The organism is Pseudoxanthomonas sp. USHLN014, from assembly GCF_037153335.1.
Lineage (GTDB): Bacteria > Pseudomonadota > Gammaproteobacteria > Xanthomonadales > Xanthomonadaceae > Pseudoxanthomonas_A > Pseudoxanthomonas_A winnipegensis.
Window position 1 is genome coordinate 373,009 of sequence record NZ_JBBCKO010000003.1, and the last position, 13,153, is coordinate 386,161.

Here is a 13,153-nt window from a genome sequence, read left to right on the forward strand (position 1 = left end):
CTTCAGGCGTCCGCCGCCGGGGAGGGAGCCGGCACCCTAGCAAACTCGCCGTGTGGGTCGTGGATGACCGGGCGGGTGGCGCGGATGCCGCGATAGACCGACAGCAGCCGGCCATGGCGCAGCACCTGGCCGACCACGTGCGTGGTGATCCTGCACAGGTCGCGCACCAGGCGGAAATGGCTCTTGCGGAAGGTGCCCGGCTCGGTGCCGGCGTAGCGCGTCTCGATCGGCACCGACACCACGCGCGCGCCGGCGCGGCGCGCGGCGCTGATCAGCATCTGCGCCTCGAACACGAAGCCTTCGCCTTCCACCCCGTCCAGCGTGAACACGCTGCGCGGATAGAAACGCTGGCCGCTCTGCGTGTCGAGCAGGCGGAAGCCGCAGCCCCAGGCGATGCCCCAGTCGCCGAAGTCGTTGCCGATGCGGCGGATGATCGGCTGGCTGGCGCGCTTGCGCAGGCGTGCGCCGTTGACCACCCAGCCGGGGTAGGCATTGGCCGCCTCGAGCATGCGCGGGAAGTCGCTCGCCCGGTGCTGGCCGTCGCCGTCCATGGTCAGCACGCCCTGCGCGCCCTGGCGCGCGGCTTCGGCGAAGCCACTGCGCAGCGCCGCGCCCTTGCCCAGGCGCTGCGGATGGCGGATCAGCGTCACCGGCAGGCCGTCCAGGCAGTCGCTGGTGCCATCGTCGGAGCCGTCATCGACCACGATCACCCGCGGGCACACCGTCAGCGCGTCCTCGACCACTTCGCGGATGCGCAGTCGTTCGTTGAGCGCGGGGATCACCACCGCCACGTCGTCCATGGTCAGCGCGCTCATCGCACGATCTCCACCTGCAGCACCGCGCCGTGGCCGGCGTCGAGGTGACAGTGCGCGGCCCCCTGGGCCAGGGCGTCGAACAGCGGCAGCATCGGTGCCATCGCGTTGCCGGCGGCGAGGGTTTCCAGCGGGCCGGCCGGCGCGCGGTCGGCGCCGCCGGTGCCCAGGGCGGCGCGCAGGGCGAGGCCTTCGCCCTGCGCACTGAGCACCAGGGCCGCCCCCAGCAGCCCCTGGCTGTGCGAGATGCGCCCCAGCGGCCCCACCGACTGGCTGTCGTAGCCCACCAGCAGCACCTCCGGCGTGCCGGTGGCCAGCTGGGTCAGCGCTTCGAGCAGGCCCTGGGCGAAGCTGCCGTGGAAGGCGCTGATCGCGGTGGCCGGCGCATGCGTGCCGGCGCCGATGGTCCAGTAGCCGGCCGCGGCGTTGTGCACCGAGTTGTGGAAGCGGATCGGCGAGATGCCGGTCGGGTCGCTGGCCAGCTGGCGGCACATGTAGTCGGTGATCGCCAGGTCGCCATGGGTCGAGGTGAACACCGAGGGCAGGGCGGACGGGTCGCGGCCGGCGGCCTGGCACGCGGCCAGCGCCACTTCCAGGGCCACGGCCACCGTCTCCGGGGCGCGGCGGCGTTCGTTGGGCGCGAGCAGCTGCGGGGCCGGCTTGGCCGGCGCGTCGGGCGGCAGCGCGCCGCCGCGGGCATAGCCCTGCGCGGCGTCCCAGGACGGCAGGCCGCGGCACCAGAAGCCGATGCCGGCCACGCGGGCATTCAGGACCGGGGCGCTCATGCGCGGCCGAAGACCAGCGCGCAGTTGTTGCCGCCGAAGCCGAAGGAGTTGTTCATGGCGTACTGCACCGGGCGCCGCTCGGGCGCGAAACGGATCTGGGGACCGCACGCCGGATCGGGCGTGTGGGCGTTGAGGGTGCCGGGGAGATAGCCGGTGTCCAGCGCGATCAGCGCGAACACCGACTCGACGATGCCCGCCGCGCCCAGCGTGTGCCCGGTCCAGGCCTTGGTCGAGGCCGCGTGCAGCCCATCGGGGAACAGCTTGGCCACCGCGATCGCCTCGACCGTGTCGTTGGCCGGCGTGGAGGTGCCGTGCAGGTTCAGATAGTCCAGTTGCGCGGGCTCGATGCCGGCGCGGGCCAGCGCATCGGCCATCGCCAGCTGCGCGCCCAGGCCTTCCGGATGCGGGGCGGACATGTGGTGGGCATCGCTGGATTCGCCGTAGCCGCGCAGCTGCAGGCCGGCCTGCGCCTGGTCCGCGCGTTCAATCAGGGCGAAGCCGCCGGCCTCGCCCAGCGACAGCCCGTCGCGGTGGGCATCGAAAGGCATGCACGGATTCTTCGACACCAGCTGCAGGGCGTTGAAGCCGTACAGCACGCTGCCGCACAGCGTGTCCACGCCGCCCACCAGCGCCGCATCGACCAGCCCGGCCTGGATCAGCCGCGCGGCCTGGGCGAAGACCTTGGCGCTCGACGAACACGCCGTGGCCACGGTCACGCAGGGCCCGGCCAGGCCGGTGGCGTGCTGGACGAAGTCGCCCAGCGAGTGCGGCGTGTGCACGATCGGGCGCGCCAGGTCGTCGGGGAAGCGCTCGCCTTCGGCATCCTGCTCCAGGCGGGTGTAGGCCTCCTCGCTGGCGCCGATGCTGGAGGTCGAGGTGCCGATCACCACCGCCACGCGTGCCGCACCGTAGCGGCCTGCCGCGGCCTGCACCGCGTCGAGCACGCCGTCCTGGCCCAGGGCGAGCCAGGCCAGGCGGTTGTTGCGGCAGTCCCACTGCGCCAGTTCAGGCGGCAGCACGACGTCCTCGACGCCGTCGACGCGGCCGATCCAGCAGTCCAGGCGCGGCGTCGGACCGAAGTCGTTGCGCCGCAGGCCGCTGCGGCGCGCTTCCAGGCCTTGCGCCTGCGCTTGGCGGCCATGGCCCAGGGCGGTGGTGGCGGTGTAGGCCGTGATCGCCAGGGGCGTCATGCGGGACGGGGACGGCATCCAGAGCTTTGTGTCAGTCGATGGCGTTCGAGTATAGCCAGCGGCCTCGGCGTGACCGTGTGCACGCGCAGGTGGCGTTTCAGGTTCGGGTTTCGCCACTGCGGGCTTTGCCGCACAATCGTTGCGACTTTCCTGATCAATCGGATTCGCGCGCAACCGGATGCATGCGTTCGTCTACAAGAGCCTGCGCAAGGCCGACACGTACCTGTACCTGGCAGCGCGCGACGACTTCGCCCGTCTGCCCGAGCCGGTGCGCGCCCAGCTGGGCGAGCTGGCCTTCGTGCTGGAAGTGACCCTGACTCCCGAGCGCAAGCTGGCGCGCGAGGACATCGCGGTGGTGCGGCAGAACCTGGCCAGCCAGGGCTTCCACCTGCAGTTCCCGCCGTTGGCGGCGATCCAGGATCCGATGCCCGATGCCTGACCCTGTCCGTCCGCCGATCCGTGCGGCGCTGGTGGCGCTGCTCGCCGGCCTTGCCCTGGCCGCACTGACCTTCTTCGGCGGACCGGTTGCCGCGGTGGGCGCGCTGCTGGCCCAGCCGGCGCTGGCCCTGGCGGTGTCCTGGCAGGCGCGCACGCGCGCACCGGCGCGGCGCGACTTCCTCAAGCGCGATCTGCTGCCGCTGCTGGCGGTGTGGGGCGCGGGCTTCGCCCTCGCGGCCGCGCTGCTGGCCTGGCCGCTGCAGGCGCTGCGCAGCGGCGGGTCGCTGGGCGCGGCGCTGGGCCTGAGTGCGGTGGTCGGCGTCTCCCTGATCGGCGTGTGGCGGGCCTGGCCGCTGTGGCTGGCGGTCGAACGCGAGGGCGGCGCGCTGTCGCGCCAGTGGCGGGCGATGGCCGACCGCGACGTCGGCGACTGGCGCGGGCTGGGCGTGGCCGCGGCCGTGGCCCTGGCTATCGGCGGCGGGCTGAGCCTGGCCTGGCCGGCGCTGTGGCCCAGCACCCTGCGCGCGGCCGGCGCGATCGTCTACGCGCTGGCCCTGCCGCTGCTGCATGCCGGCCTGCAGCGTGCCACCCGTGCCGGTGGCCTGCCGGTGCTGGACATGCCGGCCAAGCCCGCCGCCCGGCCGGCGCAGAAGACGCCGCCGTCCTTCGCCCCGGCGCCGGCGCCTGCCGCGCGCCCCACGGCCGCCCCGGCACCGGCCGCCGCGCCGCGCGCCACGCCGGCACCCGCCGCGGCGGGTCCGGCCCAGGAGGCGGCGCTGTACGAGGCCGCGCGCAGCGGCCGGGTCGAGCGCGCGCTGGAGCTGATCGAGGCCGGCGCCAACCCGCGCGCCCTGCCGCCGCCGGACGCGCGCGACCAGCGCAGCCTGGCCGTGCTGGCCGCGGTGCTGCCCGACCTGCGCCTGCTGCGCACCCTGATCGCCAAGGGCATCGACCTCAACCAGGCCCACGCCGGCATGACCCCGCTGCTGGCGGCGACCCGCGACAGCTGGCACGGGCGCCCCGACGCGGTCACCACGCTGTTGACCAACGGCGCCGATCCGCGCCAGGCCGACCGCGAAGGCAACACCGCCCTGCACCACGCCGCGCGCAGTTCCGACCCCGGCGTGGCCGCGCTGCTGCGCGACGCCGCCGCCGAACTGGACGCCCTGAACCACGACGGCATCACCCCGCTGGGCATCGCCTGCGTCGCCGGCAACTGGCGCCTGGCCAAGTTCCTGCTCGAACGCGGTGCCCGCCCCGAACCCGCCGGCGGGCAGCCGGTGCTGCTGGCCGCCGCCGCCACCGAGGAAGACGACGCGGCCGGCGTGCAGCTGCTGCTCAAGCACAAGGCCAAGGTCGACGCGCGCGGCGCGCACGGCCGCAGCGCCCTGCACGAGGCCGCCCTGGCCGGCCATGCCGAGATCCTGGCCGCGCTGCTCGCGGCCGGCGCCAGCGTCGATGCGCGCGACGAGGCCGGCGCCACGCCGTGGCTGGAGGCCGCGCGCAGCGGCCGGGTCGCCGCGCTGGACACCCTGGCCGCCGCCGGCGCCGACCTGGCCGCGGTGGATGCCCGCGGTCGCAACGCGCTGCTGCTGGCCAGCACCGCCGAGCAGGTCGTGCCGGCGGTGGTCAGGCGCCTGCTGGAGCTGGGCGTGGACCCCGAACGGCGCGACCTGGCCGGCCACCGCGCCGCCGACCTGGCCGCGGCGGCCGGGCGCTGGGCCCTGGTCTCCCAACTCGATCCCGACTACCCGTTGCCCACCGCCGTCTCGGCGGCCGACACCCACGCCCCGCCGCCGGACCAGGCGCCGCTGGGCCTGCTGCGCGAAGCGCTGGAGCGCGGCGAACGGCGCGGCCTGGACGCGTTGGTCCGGCTGTGTTCGCCGCAGGAACTGGGCAGCCTGCTGCATGCACCGGCCCTGCAGGCGCAGGCCGATGCGGTGGCCTGGCTGCTGCGCCACGGCGCCTCGGGCGAACAGCCCGACGTGCGCGGCGACCTGCCGCTGCTGGCGGCGATGGCGCGCGGGCCGGCGGCGCTGCCGGTGCTCCGTGTCCTGCTCGACGCCGGCCTGTCGCCCGCCGGCAGCGCCGGGCTGGCGCGCTTCCTAGCCGCCTGCCTCGCCTCCGATGCGCGCACCCGGCCGGAGGTGGCCGCAATGGCGCTGGAGCTGTTGGCCCGCGGCGCCGATCCCTTCGCCCCCGCGCCCGGCGGCGACCGCGCGCTGCCCCTGGCCGTGCGGCTGGACTGGCCGGCGCTGGTCGAGGCCTTGCTCGCCCTCGGCGTGGATCGCGAGGCCCGCGACGCGCGCGGCATGTCGGCCCTGCACCTGGCGACCGCGCTGGGCAATGTGGCGATGGTCCGGCGCCTGATCGCGGCCGGAGCCTCGCCCGACGCGCGCGCCGCCGACGGCCAGACCCCGCTGGGCGTGGCCCTGTCGGCCGGCCGCCGCGACCTGGCCGACTGGCTGGACTGGCGCGTCTGGCCGCTGCCGCGCCGCGCGCTGCAGCCGGCCGACCTGCCGGCCGCGGCCAAGGCCGGCGATGCCGATGCGGTGCGCCGCCTGCTCGACCTGGGCTTCGACGTGGACGCGCAGGATGCACAGGGCTGCAGCGCGCTGCTGCGCGCGGCCGGCGGCGGCCACGGCGCGGTGGTCGACCTGCTGCTGGCGCGCGGTGCCGATCCGCAGCGCCCCGCGCGCACCGGCGCCACGCCGCTGTCGGCGGCGGTGAGCATGCGCCAGACCGCGATCGTCGGCGCCCTGCTCGATACCGGCGCCAGCATCGAATATCGCCTGCCCGGCGAGGTCAGCGTGCTGATGCTGGCCGCCGCGCTGGGCCTGCCCGATGTCGCCGCGCGCCTGCTCACCGCCGGGGCCGACGTGCACGCGGTCGATGCGCAGGGCCTGACCGCGCTGCACTGCGCCGGGCTGTTCGGCTTCATCGCCCGCGACCGGCCGCGCCTGCTGGCGCTGCTGGACACCTTGCTGCTGGCCGGCGCGCAGCCCGACGGGCCCGACGGCGGCACGGTCACCCCGCTGCTGCTGTTGCTGGGCGCGCGCGCCGAGCCGGGCACCGCCTGCGACGAGGACGTGATCCTGGCCGGCCTGGAGCGCCTGCTCGACGAGAACGTCGCGCTCGACGTGCGCGATCCGCGCGGCTTCGGCCCGCTGCACCTGGCCGCGCTGCACGGCCTGCTGCGCGTGGTCCAGCGCCTGCTGCGCGCCGGCGCCGACCCGGCCCAGCGCGATGCGCTGAACCGCATCCCGCGCGATATCGCGATCATGCGCGGCTTCGTCGATGTGGCCGGCGAACTGGCGCCGACCGTGGTGCCCGGCGCCGGCGCGCCGATCGCGCGCTTCCTGCGCGACCCGCGCTGAAGGCGGCGCACCGCTTCCCTCCCCTGGATCCTCGCCGATGTCCGACGCGCCCGCCGCCGATTCCGCCCCCATCACCTGGGCCGATTTCGAGAAGGTGCTGCTGGTGGCCGGCACCATCCTGAAAGTCGAGCCCTTTCCCGAGGCGCGCCGCCCGGCCTACAAGGTCTGGGCCGACTTCGGCCCCTACGGCCAGCGCAAGACCAGCGCGCAGATCGTCAGCCTGTATGCGCCCGAGGACCTGGTCGGCAGACAGATCGTGGCGGTGCTGAACTTTCCCGAGAAGCAGATCGGCCCGTTCCGGTCGCAGTTCCTGCTGACCGGCGCCTACACCGAGGAGGGCGTGGTGATCACCACGCTGGAGCGCCCGGTGCCCAACGGCGCGCGCCTGGGCTGAGCGCTGACGCGGCCTCAGTCGCTGGCCGCCGGCTTGTCCGTCGTCGCAGACGCAGACGTGTCCGCTGTAGCGGGCGGCGCCGTGTCGGCGGCGACCAGCTTTTCCAGGTCGCGGCGCGCGTCGCGCGCGGTCTGGATCAGCGCCGCGTCGTCGTCGTAGACCAGGTACTGCTCGCGCAGCAGCTTCTCGTCGTGCGCGCGGAAGCGCTGCGCCTGCCGCGCGGCTTCCTCCTCGTCCACGCCCAGTGCGGTCAGCACGCGCTCGCCCATCTCCAGGCTGGAGCCGAAGGTCTCGCGGAAGGGCTCGGCGCTCAGGTCCATCAGCCGCCAGGCGTGCTGGCGGTTGCGCGCCCGGCTGAGCACCGTGGCGGCCGGATACATGCGCCGGATCAGGCGTGTGCAGCGGATGTTGGTGTCCGGATCGTCCATGGCCACCACGAACACCTTGCAGTGCTGCGCGCCGGCCGCGCGCAGCAGGTCGGGCCGGGTGGGATCGCCGTAGAACAGCCGTGCATTGCCGAAGCGGCGCAGGGTGTCCACCTGCTCGGCGCTGTGTTCGAGCGCGACGAAGGACACGCGCTGGGCGGTAAGCAGGCGCGCGACGATCTGGCCGAAGCGGCCCATGCCGGCGATCAGCACGCGCGGCTGCAGGTCCTCGACCTCCTCGAAGGCGCGCTTGGGCGCGGCCGGCGCCTGGTCCAGCCAGCGGCTGGCCGCGATCAGCAGCAGCGGTGTGGCGGCCATCGACAGGCCGACCATCGCCACCAGCCGGTCGCGCTGCTGCCCGCTCAGCAGGTCCGCCTGCGCGGCCTGGTTGAACACCACGAAGGCGAACTCGCCGCCCAGCCACAGCACCGCGCCCAGCTTCAGCGCCGCGCGCCAGCTCAGGCGTACCTGCCAGCGGCCCAGCGCCAGCAGCACGCCGGCCTTGACCAGCAGCAGGGTCAGCACGCCGGCGGCGATGATCTGCGGCTCGGCGCGGACGCGGTCGATGTCGATGGACATGCCCACGGCGATGAAGAACAGGCCCAGCAGCAGGCTCTTGAACGGCTCGATCTGCGATTCCAGCTCGTGGCGGAACTCGGAGTCGGACAGCAGCACGCCGGCCAGGAACGCGCCCAGGCCCGCGCTCAGCCCGGCCAGCTGCATCAGCCAGGCCGTGCCCAGCACCACCAGCAGCGCGCTGGCCGTGAACACCTCGGGCATCCGGGTGCGCGCCACGATGCGGAACAGATGCCGCAGCGCCAGCCGGCCGAACAGCGCCACCAGCACGATCGCGCCGATCGCCTCCAGGCCCGTGGCCCAGCTCAGGGTCTGGTTCTTGGCCCCGCCCAGCAGCGGGATCGCCACCAGCAGCGGGATCGCGGCCAGGTCCTGGAACAACAGCACCGCAAAGCCGGTGCGGCCGTAGTCGGTGGCCAGGGCCTTGCGTTCGGCGAGCAGCTGCAGGCTGACCGCGGTGGAGGACAGCGCCAGGCCCATGCCGATCACCAGCGCCTTCTTCCAGCTCAGGCCCAGGCACAGACACAGCGCGCCGAGCACCAGCGTGGTCAGCAGCACCTGCAGCCCGCCGGTGCCGAACACCGGCTTGCGCATCACCTTCAGCCGCGAGGGCGAGAGCTCCAGGCCGATCACGAACAGCAGCATGACCACGCCGACTTCCGAGGCGTTGAGGATGCGCTCGGCATCGCGCACGAAGCCGAAGCCATGCGGGCCCAGCAGCGCGCCGGCGACCAGATAGGCCAGCACCGCGCCCAGCCCGAGGCGCTTGAACACCGGCACGGCCACCACGCCGGCCAGCAGGAACACCAGCGCAAGTTGCAGACCGCCGTCGTTCATCGAAACTCCCTTTGCGCCCCTTTCATTATGCGCCGCCGCGCGCGTCGGACCGGCCGCGCGCGTGGGCTGCACTGTCATGGCGCCGGCGGGACGAACGGCACTTGCCGCCGCTGCGCCGGGGCGGCAAGCTCGGCGCCTCATCGTGGACAGGGATCGACCATGCGCATCACCGTCAGACTCGCGGCCTTCTTGTGCAGTGCGCTGCTTGCGACCGTGGGGAATGCCGCGTTCGCGCAGACCCGTGGCGAAGTCAGGGACACGCTGGAATCCAGCCTCGTCGTCACCGGCGAAATCCGCATCGCCAGCGACGGCAAGGTCAAGGCGTTCCAGATCGATCGGCCGGACAAGCTGTCGGGCGATGTGACGCAGCTGATCGACCGTGCGGTGCCGAGCTGGGAGTTCGAGCCGATCCTGGTCGAGGGCAAGCCGGCGGAGGTGCGCTCGCGCATGCGCATCCGCCTGGTCGCGTACAAGCGGGAGGACGGCAACTACGTGCTGAGCATCCGCAGCGCGTCCTTCACCGGCGACCAGGACGAGGAGGTCGATGCGACCTGGCTCAAGCAGCAGAAGATGCCGCCGCCGGCCTATCCGGCGGTGGCCGCGGCGTCCAACGTGTCGGGCACGGTCTTTCTGCTGATCAAGGTCGGCGCGGACGGCAAGGTCCAGCAGGCGTTCGCCGAGCAGACCAATCTGCGCGTGCTGGCCAACGGGCGCGAGATGGCGCGCTGGCGCAAGGTGCTGGAGCAGTCGGCCATCGCCGCCACGCGGGCCTGGCAGTTCACGCCGTCCGCCAACGATCCCAAGCATCCCGAGGGCGGCTGGACCTCGCGCGTGCCGATCGACTATTCGCTCGCGCGCCAGCGTCCCGGCTACGGCACCTGGGAGCCCTACATCCCCGGTCCGCACATGCCGGCGCCGTGGCTGCGCCCCGAGCTGGCCCGCGCCCAGGACGTCGATGCCGCCCAGTCCGGCACGCTCGCCCCGGTCGGCGAAGGCGCCATCCGCCTGCGCACCGATCTCGGCCAGGGCTAGCGCGGGCGCGCTCCTGCGTCGTGTGGGCACCGCTCTGGTGGGCGGTGTCTGCTTTCCCCTCAGGCGAGTCATCTACCCGCCTTACATTCTCCTATCGTCGTTCCCGCGAACGCGGGAACCCAGGGACTTTCGCTCGGAGCACCAAGAACCGGCTCTGCTCGGGATCCTGAGATTGCGTTGCAGGTGAGCGGTGCGGCTTCGGAAGGGCAGCGGTCCGGCGGACGGTGTCCGCTTATCCCTCGATCAGGGCATCCTGCCCTGACTCGGGCGCTCGGCTTCCTGCCTCGCTAGGCGCGGACACCGCCCGCCGGACCGCTGCCTCGCGCGTCAGGTCCGAGGCTTCGGTTTGCGCGGTGTTCGAGACCCTCGCCCATGTGCAGAGCGCGATCGGTGACGGGAGGGCATCGACTTGAGGCCCCCTCCCTTGCGCGCGGCGCAGGGGAGGGATGGGGAGGGGTCGGGGCTTTCCCGGTCAAGCCACAGAAGCAAGAGCAAAAGCAAAAGCACCCCACCCCGGCCCTCCCCTTCGCCTGCGGCGAAAGGGAGGGGGCAGAGCGCTGCTTGATGCTTTCGAATTGGAAGAAGTCCTGATCCATTCGCCGCAGAGCCTCGACCCGGGCGGGCGCGCGGAGAGCGGGCCTTAGGATGGCCCGCGGCGGCGAGTCCGCCAGGGATGGCGGACCGAGCCGAGTAGTCGCGCCCGGCCGGGTCGAGGCTGCTCACCGAAGCCGGCTTTACCGACCACACACACTGAAGTCATTCCCGCACATCGGTGCGAGAAAAACAAAAAGCCCCGCAATGCGGGGCTTTTCGTTGGGCTGCGAGAAGCGCGGTTCAGCGCTTCATCGAGCTGAAGAACTCGTCGTTGGACTTGGTGTTCTTCATCTTGTCCAGCATGAACTCCATCGCGGCGATTTCGTCCATCGGGTGCAGCAGCTTGCGCAGGATCCAGATCTTCTGCAGCAGCTCCGGTTCGATCAGCAGGTCCTCGCGGCGGGTGCCGGAGAGGTTGACCGCGATGGCCGGGTAGACGCGCTTCTCGGTGATGCGGCGATCCAGGTGGATTTCCGAGTTGCCGGTGCCCTTGAACTCTTCGTAGATCACCTTGTCCATCGCGCTGCCGGTGTCGACCAGGGCGGTGGCGATGATGGTCAGGCTGCCGCCTTCCTCCACGTTGCGCGCCGCGCCGAAGAAGCGCTTGGGGCGGTGCAGGGCGTTGGCGTCCACGCCGCCGGTGAGCACCTTGCCCGAGGACGGCACCACGTTGTTGTAGGCGCGGGCCAGGCGGGTGATCGAGTCGAGCAGGATCACCACGTCCTTCTTGTGCTCGACCAGGCGCTTGGCGCGCTCGATCACCATCTCGGCGACCTGCACGTGGCGGGCGGCGGGCTCGTCGAAGGTCGAGCTGATGACCTCGCCGCGCACGGTGCGCTGCATCTCGGTCACTTCTTCCGGACGCTCGTCGATCAGCAGCACGATCAGGTGCACGTCGGGATGGTTGGTGGTGATGGCCGTGGCGATCTGCTGCATCATCATCGTCTTGCCCGCCTTGGGCGGGGAGACGATCAGCGAGCGCTGGCCCTTGCCCTGCGGGGCCATCAGGTCGAGGATGCGGCCGGCGATGTCCTCGGACGAACCGTTGCCGCGCTCCAGGTGGAAGCGCTTGCGCGGGAACAGCGGGGTCAGGTTCTCGAACAGCACCTTGCCCTTGCTGGCCTCGATCGGCTCGCCGTTGATGGTGTCGACGATGTTCAGCGCGAAGTAGCGCTCGCCGTCCTTGGGCCAGCGGATGCGTCCGGAGATGTGGTCGCCGGTGCGCAGGTTGAAGCGGCGGATCTGGCTGGGCGAGATGTAGGTGTCGTCCGGGCCGGCCAGGTAGCTGGCCTCGGCCGCGCGCAGGAAGCCGAAGCCGTCGGGCAGGATCTCCAGCACGCCGTCGGCGGCCACGCCCTCGCCATGGCGGGTCAGCACCTTGAGCAGGGCGAAGATCACGTCCTGCTTGCGGGCGCGGGCCACGCCTTCCTGGATCTGCAGCTGGTCGGCGATCTCGATCAGCTTGTGCGCCGGCATCTTCTTCAGATCGCTCAGCGAGTACTGCGGGAAGCCCTCGGGCACCTGCGGGTGCGGACGCGGCACGAAGGTCTCGCTGGCGGCGTCCTGCGGCAGACCGTCGTTGTAGCGGTCGTTGCGGCCCCGCTCGCGGTCGCGGCGGTTGCGGAAGCGCTCGCGGCGGTTGTTGCCCTGGCCCTGCTGCTGGCCGTTCTGGTTGTTCTGATTGTTCTGGTTGTTGTTCTGGAAGCGCTGCGGATTGTTGTGCTGGCCGTTGCCGTTGGCCTCACCGCTCTGCTGGCCCTGCGGGGCCTGCCGGGGCTCGCTCGGGGCGCCGTCGCCGCCGCCTTCGTTGCGCGGCGCGCTGGCTTCAGCCGGGGCGGCGGGCGGCGCCGACGGGGCGCGCGCGCTGGCTTCCGGCGCCGGGGCGGGCCTGGGCGCAGGCGGTGCGCTGTCCAGGGCCAGGTCGGGCTGGGCGATGGCGTCGGGCTTGGGGGTCTTGCTCACGCGCGGCTTGCGCACGCGCTTCTCGGCGGTGGCGACGCCGGTTTCGTTGCTGTCGGACAAAGGGCGATTCCTCGCTTAAGAGGTTGCGAGCCTGCCGGCGGCACAAAGGGCGCGGGCGGCTGTTGGAGTGACGGTGGGTGGTGTTGCAGAAGGGGTGCGGCGCGAGAACCCCAAGCGCCGGATATCTTGACCTTAACACCGCGCCGGAACGGCTTCAAGCGCGTCCCGGCGTCGGTTTGCAGCGGATTCAGGCCCCGCGGGAGGCCGCGGGGCGGGGCATCAGGCGGCCTGGGCGCCGATGGCCTTGTCGATCATCTGGGTCAGCTGACCCTTGCCGACGGCGCCGACCTGGGTGGACTGGACCTGGCCGTCCTTGAACAGCAGCAGCAGCGGGATGTTGCGCACGTGGTACTTGATGGCCGTGGCGCGGTTGTCGTCGACGTTGAGCTTGACCACCTTCAGGCGGCCCTCGTAGGCGTTGGCCAGCTCGTCCAGGACCGGGGCGATCATCTTGCACGGACCGCACCATTCGGCCCAGAAATCGACCAGAACGGGTTCATCGGACTGCAGTACGGCAGCGTCGAAATCGGCGTCGCCGACGTGGGTCACCTTGTCGCTCATCAGGGGGTCTCCGTGGGAGGTTTCGCGGTGCGGGGCCGGAAGATGGCCGCCGGATGCGGTAAAATGGGGTGTTTCGCGGCCCGATCAAGCCCTGCATGCTCTAGGGGGCG

At 72.5% G+C, this 13,153-nt stretch carries 10 protein-coding genes; 4 read left to right on the plus strand and 6 right to left on the minus strand.

The window, feature by feature from the left end; translation table 11 throughout:
- Positions 1-2 precede the first annotated feature (2 nt).
- From WFQ05_RS08615 to WFQ05_RS08625, 3 genes are read right to left on the minus strand one after another with little or no spacing between them, the layout of a single operon-like run.
- A complete protein-coding gene (locus tag WFQ05_RS08615; RefSeq protein WP_337053469.1) occupies positions 3-815 on the minus strand; it encodes a glycosyltransferase family 2 protein in 813 nt (270 codons plus the stop codon).
- The gene (locus WFQ05_RS08620) at positions 812-1,597 is read right to left on the minus strand and encodes a beta-ketoacyl synthase chain length factor (RefSeq protein WP_286575703.1); all 786 of its coding nucleotides are present in this window, start codon (positions 1,595-1,597) and stop codon (positions 812-814) included. The genes WFQ05_RS08615 and WFQ05_RS08620 overlap by 4 nt, the downstream gene beginning before the upstream one ends.
- On the minus strand, positions 1,594-2,787 hold the full coding sequence (locus WFQ05_RS08625) for a beta-ketoacyl-[acyl-carrier-protein] synthase family protein (protein WP_337053572.1): 1,194 nt from the start codon (positions 2,785-2,787) through the stop codon (positions 1,594-1,596). Before WFQ05_RS08625 ends, WFQ05_RS08620 begins: the two co-directional genes overlap by 4 nt.
- A 178-nt stretch (positions 2,788-2,965) precedes the next feature.
- On the opposite strand from WFQ05_RS08625, the gene WFQ05_RS08630 reads away from it, so the two are divergent.
- Genes WFQ05_RS08630 through WFQ05_RS08640 form a run of 3 tightly spaced genes read left to right on the plus strand, consistent with a single transcriptional unit; the run spans position 2,966 to position 6,996 of the window.
- Positions 2,966-3,226, plus strand: a complete 261-nt coding sequence (locus WFQ05_RS08630) for a YcgL domain-containing protein (protein ID WP_337053470.1) — start codon at positions 2,966-2,968, stop codon at positions 3,224-3,226.
- The gene (locus WFQ05_RS08635; RefSeq protein WP_337053471.1) at positions 3,219-6,602 is read left to right on the plus strand and encodes an ankyrin repeat domain-containing protein; all 3,384 of its coding nucleotides are present in this window, start codon (positions 3,219-3,221) and stop codon (positions 6,600-6,602) included. Before WFQ05_RS08630 ends, WFQ05_RS08635 begins: the two co-directional genes overlap by 8 nt.
- Before the next feature lie 37 nt (positions 6,603-6,639).
- Entirely contained in the window at positions 6,640-6,996 is a 357-nt protein-coding gene (locus WFQ05_RS08640) for a tRNA-binding protein (RefSeq protein WP_337053472.1), read from the plus strand.
- Positions 6,997-7,010: 14 nt separating this feature from the next.
- On the opposite strand, the gene WFQ05_RS08645 is transcribed toward WFQ05_RS08640, so the two are convergent.
- Entirely contained in the window at positions 7,011-8,834 is a 1,824-nt protein-coding gene (locus WFQ05_RS08645) for a monovalent cation:proton antiporter-2 (CPA2) family protein (RefSeq protein ID WP_337053473.1), read from the minus strand.
- 159 nt (positions 8,835-8,993) lie between these two features.
- On the opposite strand from WFQ05_RS08645, the gene WFQ05_RS08650 reads away from it, so the two are divergent.
- The gene (locus tag WFQ05_RS08650) at positions 8,994-9,866 is read left to right on the plus strand and encodes an energy transducer TonB (RefSeq protein WP_337053474.1); all 873 of its coding nucleotides are present in this window, start codon (positions 8,994-8,996) and stop codon (positions 9,864-9,866) included.
- A gap of 834 nt (positions 9,867-10,700) precedes the next feature.
- Here the strand turns inward: WFQ05_RS08650 and rho are convergent.
- Both rho and trxA read right to left on the minus strand, forming a co-directional pair.
- The gene (gene rho / locus WFQ05_RS08655) at positions 10,701-12,482 is read right to left on the minus strand and encodes a transcription termination factor Rho (protein ID WP_337053475.1); all 1,782 of its coding nucleotides are present in this window, start codon (positions 12,480-12,482) and stop codon (positions 10,701-10,703) included.
- Between the two features lie 219 nt (positions 12,483-12,701).
- Positions 12,702-13,043 carry a thioredoxin TrxA gene (gene trxA / locus WFQ05_RS08660; protein WP_337053476.1) on the minus strand — a complete coding sequence of 114 codons (342 nt, stop codon included), beginning with the start codon at positions 13,041-13,043 and terminating at the stop codon, positions 12,702-12,704.
- Between the last annotated feature and the right edge of the window lie 110 nt (positions 13,044-13,153).

Bases quoted from the DNA above. Each gene is read 5' to 3' on its own strand.
- WFQ05_RS08615 (WP_337053469.1), bottom strand. From the start codon at position 815: ATGAGCGCGCTGACCATGGACGACGTGGCGGTGGTGATCCCCGCGCTC.
- WFQ05_RS08620 (WP_286575703.1), bottom strand. From the start codon at position 1,597: ATGAGCGCCCCGGTCCTGAATGCCCGCGTGGCCGGCATCGGCTTCTGG.
- WFQ05_RS08625 (WP_337053572.1), bottom strand. From the start codon at position 2,787: ATGACGCCCCTGGCGATCACGGCCTACACCGCCACCACCGCCCTGGGC.
- WFQ05_RS08630 (WP_337053470.1), top strand. From the start codon at position 2,966: ATGCATGCGTTCGTCTACAAGAGCCTGCGCAAGGCCGACACGTACCTG.
- WFQ05_RS08635 (WP_337053471.1), top strand. From the start codon at position 3,219: ATGCCTGACCCTGTCCGTCCGCCGATCCGTGCGGCGCTGGTGGCGCTG.
- WFQ05_RS08640 (WP_337053472.1), top strand. From the start codon at position 6,640: ATGTCCGACGCGCCCGCCGCCGATTCCGCCCCCATCACCTGGGCCGAT.
- WFQ05_RS08645 (WP_337053473.1), bottom strand. From the start codon at position 8,834: ATGAACGACGGCGGTCTGCAACTTGCGCTGGTGTTCCTGCTGGCCGGC.
- WFQ05_RS08650 (WP_337053474.1), top strand. From the start codon at position 8,994: ATGCGCATCACCGTCAGACTCGCGGCCTTCTTGTGCAGTGCGCTGCTT.
- trxA (WP_337053476.1), bottom strand. From the start codon at position 13,043: ATGAGCGACAAGGTGACCCACGTCGGCGACGCCGATTTCGACGCTGCC.